The organism is Rugamonas sp. DEMB1, from assembly GCF_029834475.1.
Lineage (GTDB): Bacteria > Pseudomonadota > Gammaproteobacteria > Burkholderiales > Burkholderiaceae_D > Rugamonas > Rugamonas rubra.
In genome coordinates this window covers 6,472,016-6,486,930 of record NZ_CP122407.1, presented here as the reverse complement: position 1 = coordinate 6,486,930, position 14,915 = coordinate 6,472,016, and the positions used below count along the sequence as shown (strand labels likewise).

Below are 14,915 nucleotides of genomic sequence, written 5' to 3'. Positions count from 1 at the left end.
GCGCGGTCCGATCATAAGGGTCTGGTTTCGTCCAACGCCAGCGTCCGCTCGGCGAAAGCAGCCTCGAACGCAAGCTCAATACGCGCCAACTCCTCGTCCGTAATTTCCCTAAACAGCGAGCGCTTTCCTTTGGAAAGGCTGCCCCTATTCTGGTAAAGCAGCTTGATCAGCAGATCAAGGCGCGCGTTCGGCATGTCCACCACTTCGCAGATCGCTACCTTAGCCTGGTCATAACTGCGGATGAACAGAATTTCCGTCACGAGCTCGGTATTGATGGTTTGTTCGACCGCACGCAGTAAATAGAGGGCCTGGTAAGTCAGATCCGGGTAGCGGTACGAGCCGGAAGCCTCCAGGGGATTGTTTATCGTCAGCTGTTCGTCGTCGTCGACGCTGATACTGACAACCGTGCGCAAGGGCTTGGAGTACGATTCGAGCACGCGATCGTATTCCTGGGGCTGGTGCAACATGTAGGCCGAAACGGGGAGCACCATGCCGGCCGGCACGACACCGTCGCGGCCGAGGAAATCGTGGATCAGGAATCGGTGGATGCGCCCGTTTCCATCCTCGAACGGGTGGATGAAGAGAAACCCAAACGACATCAAGGCGGCGCGTACAACCGGGTGCACGCCCTGTGCCTTGCCGGCGCAGTCGACCAGGCCTCCCATCAGGTCGCGCACCATAGTGCCCGGCGGGCAGACGTAGTGCACGACGGGAGCGCGACCAGGCATCGATTCCCCGACGTAATTCTGCCAATCGCGAAAAGAAGTCTGGCAATAGCGCGGCTCGACGATCAGATTCTGCAGGCCAGCGAGCGCGGACTCCGACAGGCAGCCTCGGCGAACGTCGCCTTGCCGGCTTCGCGCAAGGCGCGCACGAAACGTTGCTCGCGGTCCGGCGTTGGCGTTTCGCGCTCGATATCGAAGGACGAACGGGTCTCCTTGAAATACAGGTAATCGACGGCACGCTGGAATAGCGCAGGATCGACTTGTGCCTTGAAGGCCTGCAAACGCGAAGTGAAGTCGACTTCCAGCAGCGGCCTGATGGCTTGGATTCGGCGCACGACCGGGCAAAAGCGCGCCGATCCAAGCAGGTTGTCGTTGACATGCCAACGCTTGCTCTTGTCAGACTTGATGGCGACCAAGTACTTGTTTGGATCGAGCAGATCCACGTAGCCGCCGCCGATCGCCACCTTCAACGCCAGCTGTTCACCAGTCAGCAATTCGTAGAGATAACCGAGTTGGCGCGCATATTTGCCGTTTGGCTGGCTTTCCACATGGGCCAGGACGCGGTCGGGGCCGAGCCGGCTGAGCGACTGAACGAGAACGTCGAGATTGAAATCGTCGTACTTGAGGGCGAATACTAAATGGTCAAATGGATCGTCTCCAGGCCAATAGTTTGGCTGGAAAATCTCGTGGACCACCCCCGGCTTGGTAGCGTCCGAACGCGCCCGCGCGCCTATATACGATTCGTGCGATAGTGGAAACGTGGTAAGGCTGAATTCCTTGATAAGCCACGTGTACCCTACCGGTCGGTCGTGTACATCCATTGCATCCTCACAATATTTTTGTGCCAACGTGACCCAGTCTCTCACAAAACATTCGGTATCGAATATAAACGTTAAGTTTGACGCTAGTTTGCATGGAAATATTAAATGGGAATTGACTAAAGCGAGTGCGGGACAGCCTGTCGCGGATACCAGTCCTGCCGTCTCAAACGGCGGACCACGGCTTCGCCAAAGACGCGGCACCGGCTTGGGGCGCTACAGCACCCGCGTGTAGTTCTGCCGCACCAGCGCGCGGTCGCCGCAGTCGAAGTGCCACCACTCGCTGTGGATGCCGACCCAGCCGGCCTGGAACATGGCGTCGCGCAGCAGCTGGCGGTTGGCGACGTGCTGCGCCTCGAGCTCGCCGGCCGCCAGCAGGCGGTCCTCCAGCGCCGGATGGGAACGCTCGCTGAGGTCGTCGAAGCCGGTGCCCATGTCGAGCTCGCGGCCGGCGGCGTCGACGATGGTGAGGTCGACCGCCATGCCGAAGGAGTGGATCGAGCCGCGCCCCGGCTCGGCGATGTAGCCCAGCAGCTCGGTGCCCTGCAGCGCCTGCCACAACTGCTCCTGCACCCGCTGCGGACGCAGCGCGTCGAGCACCAGCAGGCGGTGGTCGGAGCGGCGCATGGCCAGCCAGGCGACGGCCCGCTCCAGCGCGGCGGCGGCGTCGCGGTGCAGCCAGGCGCAGTCGAGCGGGTTGTACAGGTCGCGGCCGACGAAGTTGTCCGGCGTGGCGTAGCGCAGGTCGATGCCGATGCCGTCCACCGCCGACAGGTGGCGGAAGTCCGGGTCGGCGGCGATCGCCTCGCAGGGGATGCGGGCGCTCACGCCGGCCCCCGCGCCAGGCAGGCGCGCGCGGCGCTGCCGATGCAGTTGGCCAGCTGGCGGGCGCCGTGCGACAGCGGCGAGTGGCTGGCCGTCAACAGGAACAGCTGCACCGGGATGGCCGGCGCCCACGGCCGCCGCTGCACCAGCGCGGCCGAGGCGGCGGCCGCCGTGAACGGGTCGACCACGGCCATGCCGCCGCCGGCCTCGACCAGCGAGCGGGCGATCTGGTAGGTCTGCACCACGGTGCGGAACACCGGCTGGATGTGCTGCGCCTCGCAGGCGGCCACCACCAGCTCGCCGAGCGGGTCGTTCTCGGCGTGGCCGATCAGGTCGCCGACCAGGCCGGGCGCGCTCAGCGGCGCCTGGCACTCGTCGGCGCGCCAGTAGCCGGCCGGCGCGATCACCGTCATCACGCCCTGGGCGATCGGCTCGGCGACGATGCCGGGGTGGCGCGGGTCAGTGCAGCGACAGGGCCAGGTCGGCCTCGCCCAGGCGCAGCGTGTTGACGATCTCGCTGGTGTGGTGGGTGGCCAGCTGGCAGGGCGTCTGCGGGAAGTCCTGGCGCCAGGCGCTCATCGCCTGCGGCAGCACGCTGATGGCGATGGTCGGCGTGGCGCACAGGCGGATGGTCTCGACGGCGCGCCCCTTCAGGCTGGCGGCCAGGCGGCGGATGCCCTGCAGGTCGCGGTTGAGTTTTTCCGTCTCGGCGAACAGGCGGTGCGCCTCGGGCTTGGGGTAGAGCTTGCCACGGACGCGCTCGAACAGCGGCATGCCCAGCTGCAGCTCGCAGTGCTGCAGCACCTTGGTCACGGCCGGCTGCGAGATGTGCAACACCTGCGCCGCGCCACTGATGGTGCCGACCTGCATGATGGCGTGGAACACTTCAATGTGGCGCAGACGCATGTGCTTCTTTCATAAGTGGGGCTGCAGTGCCGGGCGACGGTTCAGTTCGACTCGACCGGCTCGGTCGGCGCCGGCGCCGACGGTGCGGCCGGCACCGCCGCCGCCGCCGGCGGCGCGGCCGCCCGCACCGACAGCGCCGCCGGGCTGGTCAGCACGTCGAGGATGGCGGCGCACTCGGCGTCCGGCACGCCGTCGAACTTGGCGGGCCGGTATTTGGACTGGAAGGCGATCAACACGTTGCGCGTGGCCGGGTCGAGCAGGCCGTTCTGCGGCACCGCGTAGCCGTGCTGGGCCAACTTCTTCTGGAACCAGGCCGGGTCCGGCACCTGGGCGGCGAACACCGGCTGGCGGGCGGCGACCTGGACGGCGTCCGGCCACAACACCAGGCCGGCGTCGGCCAGTTGCTTCCACGGGAACATCGGCCCCGGGTCCTGCTTGCGCTGCGGCGCGATGTCGCTGTGGCCGAGTATGTTCTCCGGCACGATGTTGTGGCGCGCCACGATCTGCTTGAGCAGCGGAATCAGCTGGTCGATCTGCGCCTGCTTGAACGGATACCAGACGCGGCCCTCGGCCGTGTCGCGGAAGCCCGGGTTGACGATCTCGATGCCGATCGAACTGGCGTTCAGGTGGGTATAGGTCTTCCAGTTGCTGACACCGGCGTGGTTGGCCTGCCGCGACTCGTCGACCAGCGTGTAGAACAAGGGCTCGTCGCTGTCGGTGAGCAGATAGTGTGCGCTCACTTCCTGCTGGGTGAGGATCTTGATCGAGCGCGGCAGGTCGCTCACCGTGTAGTGCAGCACGATGAACTTGACCCGGTCGCTCTGGCTGCGCGCGGTGTAGCTGTGGTCCAGCCGCGGACCGGGGGCGGCGCAGCCGGCCAGCAGGGCGATCAGGGACGTCAACAGCAGGGTCTTCTTCATGGGCGGTCTCGTGGCGGGCCGGGCGGAGCGCTCGCCGCCGGGCCGGAAAATGGGATCAGACTGGAGTTTATTGCAATTCGCGCCGCCGCGTGGTGTGGCTGCGCCACCGCCTGGCGCAGGAACAGCTCCGGCGGCAGCGCGGCGCGCATCGACGCGGCGATCAGCGGGTGCAGCTGGGCGGCGCGGCCGGCCAGCACGATGGGCCGCGCGCCGTAGCGGGACACCAGCGCCAGCGCCAGCCGGGCCAGCTCGACGCCGGCCTGTTCGAGGATCTGGCGCGACTGCGCGTCGTCGGCGGCGCTGGCGGCGACGGCCAGCGCCAGCTTGCCGATGGCGCCCCGGTCCTGGCCGTAGATGAACTGGCGCGAGGCGTCCCAGTCGCTGCCGCCGACGTGGGCGAAGACGGCGCGCGCCAGCGCCGAGTCCTGCCAGGCGCCCGGCGCCTCGTCCTCGCGGCGCCAGATGTGGCGCATGGCCTCGCGGGCGATCCAGAAGCCGCCGCCGCCGTCGTCCAGGGTCACGCCCCGGCCGCCGGCGCGGTGGAAGGCGCCGGCGGCGTCGATCCAGGCGGCGATCGAGCCGGTGCCGGCGTAGACCAGGTAGCCCTGGCCGGGCTGGAAGCTGTCGAGGTAGGCGATTTCGATGTCGTTGCGCAGTTGCACGGCGGACGCCGGCACGGCCAGCAGCTCGGCCAGCCAGGCGGCCAGCTGGGCGCCGTCGCCGCCGAAGCCGGTCAGGCCGGCGCAGACGGCGGCCGGCCGGGCCAGCGCGCGCACCTGCCCGGCCAGGGTGGCGAAGATGGCGCGCACCGCGTCGCGGCCGGCCGGGGTGGCCAGTTGCAGGGCGGACAGGCCGTCGACATTGCCCTCGGCCATAATGTGGCCGGCCGCCGAGGCCAGCGCCCAGCGCGTGCGGCTGCCGCCGGCGTCGATGCCCAGGCCGGGGGCGGAGTCGGGGGCCTGCTCAGCGTGTCGATTGCCAATCTCTCCTGCGGGTGTCTACGGCGGCCCGGGATGGGGCGGGCCGCCAACGAGTGTAAAGCCAAACGCGGCGTGGTCGTTCATGAAAGCTTGCGCGCATGCTATTCCAAAAGGTTATAGCCTAGGATTGAGCGTTGACCCCGCCCCCCTGAGACCGGGGTCGGACCCCGTACGGGGTCCGACCCCTTTCGGCTGCATTGCGGGGTGGTGCGGCGATCCGCCACGCTCTAGCGCAGCACCTGCACCCGCTCGCTCTCGTTGCCCAGCCGGTCGACGGCGCTGACCACCACCGCGCTGACGGCGCCGCGCGCCGCGTCGTCGGCCAGCAGCAGGTTGGCGCGGCCGGCCGGGGCCACGGCGAAGCGCCACTCGTTGCCGTAGCGCGACCAAATCGCGTACTGCACCGCCGGCCGCGCGGCGCCACCGTTGCCGCCCAGCTTGAGCGCCAGGCCGCCGCTCTCGCGCCGCGTCGCCACGCTGGGCGCGGCCGGCGGCTCGGCGCCCAACCAGGGCGTGGCCGGCACCAGCGCGGCGCTCTGGTAGGACGCGCCCTTCAACTGGTCGCTGACGCCCTTGCGGTTCTCCATCAGCGCGGCCACGCTGAAGTGGACGTGGCCGTTGCCGCCCACGCGGCTGCGCAGCACGCCGATCTGCTTGACGATCTCCTCCGGCGCGAAGGCCTTGGCGGAGTTGTCGATGCGGCTGGTGGCCAGCCCCGGCCAGACGTGGCGGCCGCGCGTGTTCTGCGCCAGCCAGTAGTCGAGCAGCACGTCGAAGGCCTGCGGCGCCTGCGCCACCGGCCAGTACAGCTGCGGCGACAGGTAGTCCAGCCAGCCCTTGGCCAGCCAGGTTTCGGCGTCGGCGTACAGCTTGTCGTACTGGCTGAAACCGACGATGCCGGCCGGGCGGCGGTCGGGCCGGCCGATGCCGAACGGGCTGATGCCGAAGCGCACCCAGGATTTCTCCTTGTGGATGCCCTGGTACAGCGCCTCGATCAGCTGGTTGACGTTCTGCCGGCGCCAGTCGGCGCGGCCGAGCTGGCCGCCGCCCAGCAGGTAGCGCTGCCAGCTCGGCTGATCGGGAAACTCCAGCTCGCTCTTGGCGCCGGACGGCGTGTCCAGCGCGGCGGCCTCGGCGCCGCCGTTGGCCGCCGTGGCGCCGCGCGCCTCGATCGGGTAGGGATAGAAGTAGTCGTCGATGTGCACGCCGTCGATGTCGTAGCGGCGCACCACGTCGAGGATCACCGCCTGCGTGTGCGCCGAGGCGGCCGCCTCGCCCGGGTCCATCCACAGGTAGCGGCCGTAGGACTTGACCGCCGCCGGCCGGGTGTTGGCGATGTGCTCGCGCGTCAGCGGCGTTTTGGCGGTGGCGTGGCGGGCGCGGTAGGGGTTGAACCAAGCGTGCAACTCCAGTCCGCGCGCATGGGCCTGCTCGATCCAGAACAGCAGCGGGTCGTACAGCGGACTCGGTGCGCGGCCCTGCTGGCCGCTGAGGAACTCCGACCACGGCTCCAGCTCGGACGGGTAGATGGCGTCGGCGCTGGGGCGCACCTGCAGCACGATGGCGTTCAGGTTCAGGTTCTTGGCGCGGTCGAGGATGGCCAGCGCCTCGGCCTGCTGCTTGGCGACGCTCAGGTTGCTTCGGCTCGGCCAGTCGATGTTGGCGACGGTGGAGACCCAGGCGGCGCGGAACTCGCGCGGCGCCGGCGGCGGCGTGTTGCCGTCCACCAGCGGGGCCGGAGCGGGACCGGCGGCGGGGCCGGCGCCTGGACTTGGACCTGGGGCCGGGCCGCCGGGCGTGGCGCCGGGCCGGCCGGAGGTGTCGGGAGGCATGGGCGTGGTGCCGCAGCCGCTGGCCAAAACGGCCAGCGCGCCGGCCACGCAGGCGGCCATGGACTGCCGCTTCTTCGCATTAAAAACCAAAACCATTCCCCGATCGTTGCAGCCGTACAGCCTTGAAAAAACGTATTGTAATGCGGCGCGGCCTTATTTCTTGCCGAACTCGGGTGCGATGCGCACCAGCGCCGCCATGCCGAAGGCCGGCAAGGTCGCGAAGCAGACCCAGATGAAGAAATGCTGGTAGCCCAGCTGCTGCTGGATCCAGCCGCTGACCATGCCCGGCAGCATCATGCCGAGCGCCATGAAGCCGGTGCAGATGGCGTAGTGGGCCGTCTTGTGCGGGCCGTCGGCCACCATGATCATGTACAGCACGTAGGCGGCGAAGCCGAAGCCGTAGCCGAACTGCTCGACCGCCAGGCAGGCGGCGACCAGGTAGATGTTGTCCGGCAACGCGCTGGCCAGGTAGACGAAGATCAGGTCCGGCAGGTGGACGGCGAACACCATCGGCCACAGGCAGCGCTTGAGGCCGAAGCGCGAGATCACCAGGCCGCCCAGCAGGCCGCCCAGCACCAGGAACAGCATGCCCAGCGAACCGTAGACCAGGCCGACCTGGGCCGTGCTCAAGGCCAGGCCGCCCTTGTCGGCCGGGTCGAGCAGGAAGGGCACGGCCAGCTTGAGCAGTTGCGCCTCGCCCAGGCGGAAGGTGAGCAGGAAGCCGAGCACGATAAGGATGTCGGGCTTGGCGAAGAAGCTGCGGAAGGTGGCCAGGAAGTCGGCCACCAGGCTGCCACGGCGCTCGCCGGGCTGGTCGGCGGCCGGCGCCGGCAACATCAACAGGTGGTAGACGAACAGCAGCAGGAACAGCGCGGCGAGGACGACGAACACCACCGACCAGGCCAGGCGCGGGTCGCCGGTGGACTCGGTCAGCTTGCCGGCCAAATACACCAGGCTGCCCTGGCCGGCGATCATCGCCAGCTTGTAGAAGGTGCTGCGCACGCCGGCGAAGGCGGCCTGCTGGTGTTGCGGCAGGGCCAGCATGTAGTAGCCGTCGGCGGCGATGTCGTGGGTGGCCGAGCTGAAGGCGAGCAGCCACAGGATGGCCAGGCTCATCTGGAAGAAGGCGGGCAGGTGGGTGGTCAGCGCCACCAGCGCCAACGCGGCGCCGATGAACAGTTGCATGCCGACGATCCAGAAGCGCTTGGTGCGCAGCAACTCGACCACCGGCGACCACAGCGGCTTGATGACCCAGGGCAGGTACAACCAGCCGGTGTAGAGCGCGATGTCGGTGTTGGAGAAACCGGTGTTCTTGTACATCACCACCGACAGGGTCATCACCACCACATAGGGCAGGCCCTGGCCGAAATACAGCGTGGGGATCCACCACCACGGACTAGCTCGTTGCACTCTTTGCATACATCCTTAACATGATTCGGTTCAGGCCAAATACAGCCTGAACTGTATCATTTTACCAACGCCGCGCGCACGCTCCCGTTGGCTTGCTCCAACAGCGCGCCGGCCTGCGCCACGCTGGCCTGGCGCAGCAGCGCGACAATGGCCACCTTGACGTGGAAGCGGCACTGCTCCAGCACGGCGCGGGCGGTCGCCTCGTCGGCGCCGGTGGCGTGCATGGTCAGCCGCACCGAGCGCTGCACCAGCTTGGCGTTGGTCGGCTTCAAGTCTACCATCAAGTTTCCATAGACTTTGTGCTGGCGCACCATCAGCGCGCTGGAAATGGTGTTGAGGACGATCTTCTGCGCCGTGCCGGCCTTCAGCCGCGTGCTGCCGGAAATGATTTCCGCGCCGGTGTCGAGGGTGATGCCGACGTCGGCCTCGCGCGTCAGCGGCGCGCCGGCGTTGTTGGCGATGCCGATGGTCAAGGCGCCGCGCTCGCGCGCCGTCCGCAGCGCGCCCAGCACGTAGGGCGTGGCGCCGGAGGCGGCCAGCAGCAGCACCACGTCGTCGGCGCCCGGCGCCAGCGCGTTCAAGTCGGCGCCGCCCTGGCGCAGATCGTCCTCGGCGCCCTCGACGGCGGTGAACATGGCGTCGCGGCCGCCGGCCAAAATGGCCAGCGCGCGGCTGTGCGGCCAGGAGAAGGTGGGGTAGAGTTCGACGCTGTCGAGCACGCCGAGGCGGCCCGAGGTGCCGGCGCCGACATAGATCAGCCGGCCGCCGGCCGCCAGCCTGGGCGCGGCCGCCTCGATGGCGGCGGCGATGCTGGCCGAGGCGGCGCGCACCGCCTGCACCGCGTGCGACTGCTCGTCGACGAAGGCGTGGACCAGCTCGGCGGCGCCGTACTGGTCCAGGCCGCTGTGCGCCAGACTGGGGGTTTCGGTTTTCAACATCGCCATATCGAACGTCTCGCGACGCCAGCCTATAGAATTCGATGAAACCAGTGTAATACCGAACCCGGCCGCCAAGCCATGAAAGCTGGCGGCGCGGCCATGACTAAAGGTTATGCGCCGGCGCGGCGCATCTCGGCGACGAAATCGTAGTGGTCGCTGCGGCAATACGAATGGGTCAGCTCGACCGCCTCGCCCGACTCCAGGTAGGCGATGCGGGTGATGAACAGCACCGCCTGGCCGAGCGGCACGTCGAGCCGCGCGGCCAGTTCGGCCGAGGCGTTCATCGCGCGGATGTGCTGCAGCGCGCGCGCCGGCGGCTTGCCGATGCCGTCCAGATACTGGTACAGCGAGGCGCCGATCGCCTCCGGGTCGGCCACTATGCTGTGCGGCAGCACGCTGACCTCGTAGGCCATCACCACGTCGTCGGCCAGGCGCAGGCGCTCCAGCCGCGCCACGCGGGCGTTGGGCGACAGGCCCAGGCTGAGCTGCTCGTCGGCGCTGGCGCTGACCACGGCGCGCTTGAGCCAGCGCGAGCCCGGCTGGTAGCCGCGCTGCGACAGCTGCTCGGAGAAGCTGGTCAGGTTCGACAGCGGCTGCTCGATGCGCGGCGCGATGTAGTTGCCCGAGCCGCGGCGGCGCACCACCAGGCCCTGGTCGACCAGCTGGTCGATGGCCTTGCGCGCCGTCACGCGCGACACGCTGAGCAGCTCCGACAGGTTGCGCTCCGACGGCAGCGCCTGGTCGACCTGGTAGCGGCCGTTGCGCACCTCGTCGCTCAGCTTGCGGGCAATTTGCATATACAAGGGCGAGCTATCGTTGCCGTCGGCCTTGAATTCGAAACTGGTGTGGCTCATACAATTCTCCTATCGCCTCTAGTGTAATAGCGATATGCCCGTCCGGTGTAATTTTGCTACATGAAAAATGCGTATTCGCGCATAGGACACGGTTATGCCCCAAACCATGGCCTGAAATGATAGGCGAACGGGGAAAATCCCATCGGCCGCGCCGGAAAACTGGCCGTAGGCTCGATTCTACCTCTGTCCGGCATACCTTCCGGTTATGGCCGGCGCACCACGATTCATTGGCCGCCGGCCGGCCCAGCCGCCACACTGTACTAATCCCAACACAAAGCCTGGCGGGCCACAAGCGAGGCGCAATGCGGCAGCAAGTGATCGTGATCGGTGGCGGCGTGATTGGCCTGTCGACAGCCTGGTGGCTGCTCGAGGCCGGCTATCGCGTGACGCTGCTGGAGCGCGAGGCCAAGGTGGCCGGCGCCGCCAGCTTCAGCAACGGCGGCCAGCTCAGCTACCGCTACGTGGCGCCGCTGGCCGACGCCGGCGTGCCGCTCAAGGCGCTGCTGTGGCTGACCCAGCGCGACGGCCCGCTGCGCTTCCGTCCGGAAGCCGACCTGCGCCAATGGCGCTGGCTGGCGCAATTCCTGCGCAAGTGCAACGCCGGCAGCAACCGCCGCACCACCGCCACCCTGCTGCGGCTGGGCGAACTGAGCCGCCAGGCGATGGCGCAGCTGGCGCCGACGGTGCCGCCGTCCGCCTTCGCCTGGCGCGACGCCGGCAAGCTGGTGGTGTACCGCTCGCCCAAGGTGTTCGCCACGGCGGTGGCGCGCGCCGACCAGGAGCGCACCGAGCAGGCCGACCAGGCCACCCCGCCCGGCCAGCCGGCCCGCGCCGCCCAACACTGGCCGCAGGTGCTGACGCCGGCCGAGGCGGTGGCGCGCGAGCCGGCGCTGGCCGCCCTGCAACCGGCCTTGGCCGGCGCCATCTTCACCGCCGGCGAGGCGGTGGCCGACTGCCACGCCTTCTGCCTGGCCCTGGAGCGGCGCCTGCACGCCCACCCGGGCTTTTTGGGCGTGCTGCAGGCCGAGGCCTACGGCTTCCACCGCGAGCACGGCAAAATCTCCGCGCTGTCGACCAGCGCCGGCTGGCTGGCGGCCGACCAGTTCGTGCTGGCGGCCGGCGTGCAGAGCCGCGACCTGGCCGCCACCGCCGACCTGTATCTGCCGCTGTATCCGCTCAAAGGCTACAGCCTGAGCGCGCCGATCCGGCCGCGGGACCGCGCGCCGGAGGTCAGCGTGACCGACTTCGAACGCAAGGTGTTGTATGCGCGCATCGGCGGCCAGCTGCGCGTGGCGGCGATGGTCGACCTGGTCGGCGAGGACCACCGCGTCGACCCCGGCCGCATCGCCGGGCTGACCCGGCTGGCGCGCGAGGCCATGCCGGCCGCCGCCGACTACGCCGCCGCCACGCCCTGGTCCGGCCTGCGCCCGGCCACGCCGAGCAGCGCGCCCATCGTCGGCGCCACCCGCTACGACAACCTGTGGCTCAACGTCGGCCACGGCCCGCTCGGCTTCACCTTCGCCTGCGGCACCGCCAGCCTGCTGGCCGGGCTGATGCGCGGCAAGAATCCGCCGTTCGCGCTGGACGGGCTGACCCTGCGGCGCTGAAGCCCTCTCGCCCCCAACCCCGCAAGCCAGGGGTCAGACTCCCCGCCTTGGCGCCATGCGGGGTCTGACCCCGACCGTGGCGTAGCGGGGTGCGGGGTAAACTCCGCGCAACGCCACGGCTTGCACCCGGGCCATGGAATTGGCGGATAATGCTGGATTGTTCCGCAGCCCGCCCCCCGACCACGATGCCCAAGAAGCCCTCCTCGCCCGCGACCTGCCCCTGCGGCGGCCCCTCCCTCGCCGCCTGCTGCGGCCCGTATCTCGACGGCAGCGCCATCGCCCCCACGGCCGAGGCGCTGATGCGCTCGCGCTACACCGCCTACACCCAGGGCAACGAGGCGTATCTGCGCGCCAGCTGGCACGCCAGCACCGTTCCAAGCGAGCCCATCGTAAGCAAAGAGGAAAAATTGCACTGGCTGGGACTTGAGGTAAAATCTGCTTTACGTTTACGTCAACGTAAAGCAGAATCGCCGGACCGCGATGCCGTCCCGGATCGCGACACGGTCGAGTTTGTCGCCCGCTGCAAGGTCGACGGCCGCGCCCAGCGCCTCCACGAAGTGAGCAACTTCGTGCGCGAGCAGGGCGCGGACGGCCTGCGCTGGTATTACGTCGACGGTAGTTTTCCAGAATAGAACGCGTCGGAGACAACGCGACCACAAAAGGGACAGCAATGCCGCACATCGAAAGCAAACTCAATCCGCGCAGCGACGACTTCAAGGCCAACGCCGCCGCCATGCAGAGCATCGTCGACGACCTGCGCGACAAGGTCGCCAAGATCGCCGAGGGCGGCGGCGCCGCCGCCTCGGCCAAGCACCTGGCGCGCGGCAAGCTGCTGCCGCGCGACCGCGTGCAAATGCTGCTCGACCCCGGCACGCCCTTCCTCGAGTTCTCGCAAATGGCCGCCTACGGCATGTACCAGGACGGCAACGGCGTCGACGCCGCGCCGGCCGCCGGCATCATCACCGGCATCGGCCGGGTCTGCGGCCAGGAGTGCGTCATCGTCTGCAACGACGCCACCGTCAAGGGCGGCACCTACTACCCGATCACCGTCAAGAAGCACCTGCGCGCGCAGGAGATCGCCGACCAGAACAAGCTGCCCTGCATCTACCTGGTCGACTCGGGCGGCGCCAACCTGCCCAACCAGGACGACGTCTTCCCCGACCGCGACCACTTCGGCCGCATCTTCTACAACCAGGCCAACCTGTCGGCCAAGGGCATCCCGCAGATCGCCGTGGTGATGGGCTCGTGCACCGCCGGCGGCGCCTACGTGCCGGCGATGAGCGACGAGTCGATCATCGTCAAGGAGCAGGGCACCATCTTCCTCGGCGGCCCGCCGCTGGTGAAGGCGGCCACCGGCGAGGTGGTCACGGCCGAGGGCCCTGGGCGGCGGCGACGTCCACACCCGCCTGTCCGGCGTGGTCGACCACCTGGCGCTGAACGATTTGCACGCGCTGTCGCTGGCGCGCACCATCGTCTCCAATTTGAACCGCGTCAAGCCGCAGCAGATGGCGCTGCGCGAATCGGTCGAGCCGAAGTACCCGCCGCAGGAGCTGTACGGCGTGATCCCGGTGGACACCCGCAAACCGTTCGACGTGAGGGAAGTCATCGCGCGCATCGTCGACGGCAGCGACTTCGACGAGTTCAAGGCGCGCTACGGCACCACGCTGATCTGCGGCTTCGCCCACATCTTCGGCATGAAGGTCGGCATCATCGCCAACAACGGCATCCTGTTCTCCGAGTCGGCGCTGAAGGGCACCCACTTCATCGAGCTGTGCTGCCAGCGCAAGATCCCGCTGGTGTTCCTGCAGAATATCACCGGCTTCATGGTCGGCCGCAAATACGAGAACGAGGGCATCGCCCGCAACGGCGCCAAGATGGTCACCGCCGTGGCCACCGCCGCCGTGCCCAAGTTCACCGTCATCATCGGCGGCAGCTTCGGCGCCGGCAACTACGGCATGTGCGGCCGCGCGTTTTCGCCGCGCTTCATGTGGATGTGGCCGAACGCGCGCATCTCGGTGATGGGCGGCGACCAGGCCGCCAGCGTGCTGGCCACGGTCAAGCGCGACGGCATCGAGGGCAAGGGCGGCCAGTGGTCGGCCGAAGAGGAGGCCGCGTTCAAGCAGCCGATCAAGCAGCAGTACGAGCAGCAGGGCCACCCCTACTACGCCACCGCGCGGCTGTGGGACGACGGCGTCATCGACCCTGCCGACACCCGCATGGTGCTGGGCCTGGGCCTGTCGGCCGCGCTCAACGCCGAAATCCCGGACACCCAGTTCGGCGTGTTCCGCATGTAATGGAGAGACTACGATGACATACCAAACCCTGAACATCAGCATCGTCGGCGCGCTGGCCACCGTCACGCTGGACCGGCCCGACGTGCGCAACGCCTTCAACGAGACCACCATCGCCGAACTGGCGCGGGCCTTCACCGAGTTGGGCCGCTACGCGACGGTGCACGCCATCGTCCTGGCCGCCCACGGCCCGGCCTTCTGCGCCGGCGCCGACCTGAATTGGATGAAGAAAATGGCCGGCTACACGCACGCCGAAAACCAGGCCGACGCGCTGCACCTGGCGCAGATGCTGCGCACCATCTACCTGTGCCCCAAGCCCGTGGTGGCCAAGGTGCAGGGCGATTGCTACGCCGGCGGCATGGGCCTGGTGGCCGCCTGCGACATCGTCGTGGCGGCCGAGGAGGTCAACTTCTGCCTGAGCGAGGTGAAGCTGGGACTGATCCCGGCGACCATCTCGCCGTATGTCATCAAGGCGATGGGCGAGAACGCGGCGCGCCGCTACTTCCTCACGGCGGAGCGCTTTTCCGCCCAGGAGGGCCACCGCATCGGCCTGGTCCACGAGCTGGTCAAGGCCGACGCGCTCGACGCCAAGGTGGCCGAGATCGTCAAGGCGCTGTGCCACAACAGCCCGCACGCCGTGCAGCTAGCGAAGGTGCTGGTGCGCGACATGGCCGGGCAACCGGTCAGCGACGCGCTGCTGCTCGACAGCGCCGAGCGCATCGCCCACATCCGCGCCTCCGAACAGGGCCGCGAAGGCGTCGCCTCGTTCCTGGAAAAGCGCAAGCCCGACTGGCTAGGCAGTTGAACAC

General features: G+C 68.5%; 14 protein-coding genes and 1 pseudogene. 4 read left to right on the top strand and 11 right to left on the bottom strand.

All coding sequences use genetic code 11. From position 1 onward, the window contains the following. Positions 1-11 precede the first annotated feature (11 nt). The 11 genes from QC826_RS29950 to QC826_RS29900 form a co-directional block, all read right to left on the bottom strand. On the bottom strand, positions 12-791 hold the full coding sequence (locus tag QC826_RS29950) for a Fic family protein (RefSeq protein ID WP_279766633.1): 780 nt from the start codon (positions 789-791) through the stop codon (positions 12-14). Beyond that, complete coding sequence (locus QC826_RS29945) at positions 791-1,546, bottom strand: hypothetical protein (protein WP_279763668.1); 756 nt, start codon at positions 1,544-1,546, stop codon at positions 791-793. The genes QC826_RS29950 and QC826_RS29945 overlap by 1 nt, the downstream gene beginning before the upstream one ends. A 213-nt stretch (positions 1,547-1,759) precedes the next feature. Then, positions 1,760-2,371, bottom strand: a complete 612-nt coding sequence (locus QC826_RS29940) for a M15 family metallopeptidase (RefSeq protein WP_279763667.1) — start codon at positions 2,369-2,371, stop codon at positions 1,760-1,762. After that, positions 2,368-2,781 carry a LysR substrate-binding domain-containing protein gene (locus QC826_RS29935; RefSeq protein WP_279766632.1) on the bottom strand — a complete coding sequence of 138 codons (414 nt, stop codon included), beginning with the start codon at positions 2,779-2,781 and terminating at the stop codon, positions 2,368-2,370. The genes QC826_RS29940 and QC826_RS29935 overlap by 4 nt, the downstream gene beginning before the upstream one ends. A 46-nt stretch (positions 2,782-2,827) precedes the next feature. Next, positions 2,828-3,274: a LysR family transcriptional regulator gene (locus QC826_RS29930; protein ID WP_279763666.1), complete on the bottom strand. Its 447-nt coding sequence runs from the start codon at positions 3,272-3,274 to the stop codon at positions 2,828-2,830. A gap of 41 nt (positions 3,275-3,315) precedes the next feature. Continuing rightward, complete coding sequence (locus QC826_RS29925; RefSeq protein ID WP_279763665.1) at positions 3,316-4,194, bottom strand: N-acetylmuramoyl-L-alanine amidase; 879 nt, start codon at positions 4,192-4,194, stop codon at positions 3,316-3,318. After that, positions 4,191-5,126, bottom strand: a complete 936-nt coding sequence (locus tag QC826_RS29920; RefSeq protein WP_313872903.1) for an N-acetylglucosamine kinase — start codon at positions 5,124-5,126, stop codon at positions 4,191-4,193. Before QC826_RS29920 ends, QC826_RS29925 begins: the two co-directional genes overlap by 4 nt. Before the next feature lie 275 nt (positions 5,127-5,401). Then, positions 5,402-7,066, bottom strand: a complete 1,665-nt coding sequence (locus QC826_RS29915) for a glycoside hydrolase family 10 protein (protein WP_279763664.1) — start codon at positions 7,064-7,066, stop codon at positions 5,402-5,404. Between the two features lie 93 nt (positions 7,067-7,159). Further along, complete coding sequence (locus tag QC826_RS29910; protein ID WP_279763663.1) at positions 7,160-8,425, bottom strand: MFS transporter; 1,266 nt, start codon at positions 8,423-8,425, stop codon at positions 7,160-7,162. Between the two features lie 47 nt (positions 8,426-8,472). After that, on the bottom strand, positions 8,473-9,354 hold the full coding sequence (locus QC826_RS29905; RefSeq protein ID WP_279763662.1) for an N-acetylmuramic acid 6-phosphate etherase: 882 nt from the start codon (positions 9,352-9,354) through the stop codon (positions 8,473-8,475). 110 nt (positions 9,355-9,464) lie between these two features. Next, positions 9,465-10,208: a GntR family transcriptional regulator gene (locus QC826_RS29900; protein ID WP_279763661.1), complete on the bottom strand. Its 744-nt coding sequence runs from the start codon at positions 10,206-10,208 to the stop codon at positions 9,465-9,467. A 302-nt stretch (positions 10,209-10,510) separates the two neighbouring features. On the opposite strand from QC826_RS29900, the gene QC826_RS29895 reads away from it, so the two are divergent. The 4 genes and pseudogenes from QC826_RS29895 (at position 10,511) to QC826_RS29880 (ending at position 14,911) form a co-directional block, all read left to right on the top strand. Then, positions 10,511-11,815 (top strand): D-amino acid dehydrogenase, encoded by a 1,305-nt coding sequence (locus tag QC826_RS29895; protein WP_409567736.1) that lies wholly within the window; start codon positions 10,511-10,513, stop codon positions 11,813-11,815. Between the two features lie 185 nt (positions 11,816-12,000). Next, on the top strand, positions 12,001-12,447 hold the full coding sequence (locus QC826_RS29890) for a YchJ family protein (protein ID WP_279763659.1): 447 nt from the start codon (positions 12,001-12,003) through the stop codon (positions 12,445-12,447). A gap of 38 nt (positions 12,448-12,485) precedes the next feature. Continuing rightward, positions 12,486-14,109, top strand: a pseudogene (locus QC826_RS29885) (carboxyl transferase domain-containing protein). A gap of 13 nt (positions 14,110-14,122) precedes the next feature. Then, positions 14,123-14,911 carry an enoyl-CoA hydratase/isomerase family protein gene (locus tag QC826_RS29880; protein WP_279763658.1) on the top strand — a complete coding sequence of 263 codons (789 nt, stop codon included), beginning with the start codon at positions 14,123-14,125 and terminating at the stop codon, positions 14,909-14,911. Positions 14,912-14,915 lie beyond the last annotated feature (4 nt).

Excerpts from the sequence above, each read along its gene's own strand:
- QC826_RS29935 (WP_279766632.1), bottom strand. The coding sequence starts at position 2,781 with ATGACGGTGATCGCGCCGGCCGGCTACTGGCGCGCCGACGAGTGCCAG.
- QC826_RS29925 (WP_279763665.1), bottom strand. The coding sequence starts at position 4,194 with ATGAAGAAGACCCTGCTGTTGACGTCCCTGATCGCCCTGCTGGCCGGC.
- QC826_RS29895 (WP_409567736.1), top strand. The coding sequence starts at position 10,511 with ATGCGGCAGCAAGTGATCGTGATCGGTGGCGGCGTGATTGGCCTGTCG.
- QC826_RS29900 (WP_279763661.1), bottom strand. The coding sequence starts at position 10,208 with ATGAGCCACACCAGTTTCGAATTCAAGGCCGACGGCAACGATAGCTCG.
- QC826_RS29930 (WP_279763666.1), bottom strand. The coding sequence starts at position 3,274 with ATGCGTCTGCGCCACATTGAAGTGTTCCACGCCATCATGCAGGTCGGC.
- QC826_RS29890 (WP_279763659.1), top strand. The coding sequence starts at position 12,001 with ATGCCCAAGAAGCCCTCCTCGCCCGCGACCTGCCCCTGCGGCGGCCCC.
- QC826_RS29880 (WP_279763658.1), top strand. The coding sequence starts at position 14,123 with ATGACATACCAAACCCTGAACATCAGCATCGTCGGCGCGCTGGCCACC.
- QC826_RS29915 (WP_279763664.1), bottom strand. The coding sequence starts at position 7,066 with ATGGCCGCCTGCGTGGCCGGCGCGCTGGCCGTTTTGGCCAGCGGCTGC.
- QC826_RS29945 (WP_279763668.1), bottom strand. The coding sequence starts at position 1,546 with ATGGATGTACACGACCGACCGGTAGGGTACACGTGGCTTATCAAGGAA.
- QC826_RS29905 (WP_279763662.1), bottom strand. The coding sequence starts at position 9,354 with ATGTTGAAAACCGAAACCCCCAGTCTGGCGCACAGCGGCCTGGACCAG.
- QC826_RS29910 (WP_279763663.1), bottom strand. The coding sequence starts at position 8,425 with ATGCAAAGAGTGCAACGAGCTAGTCCGTGGTGGTGGATCCCCACGCTG.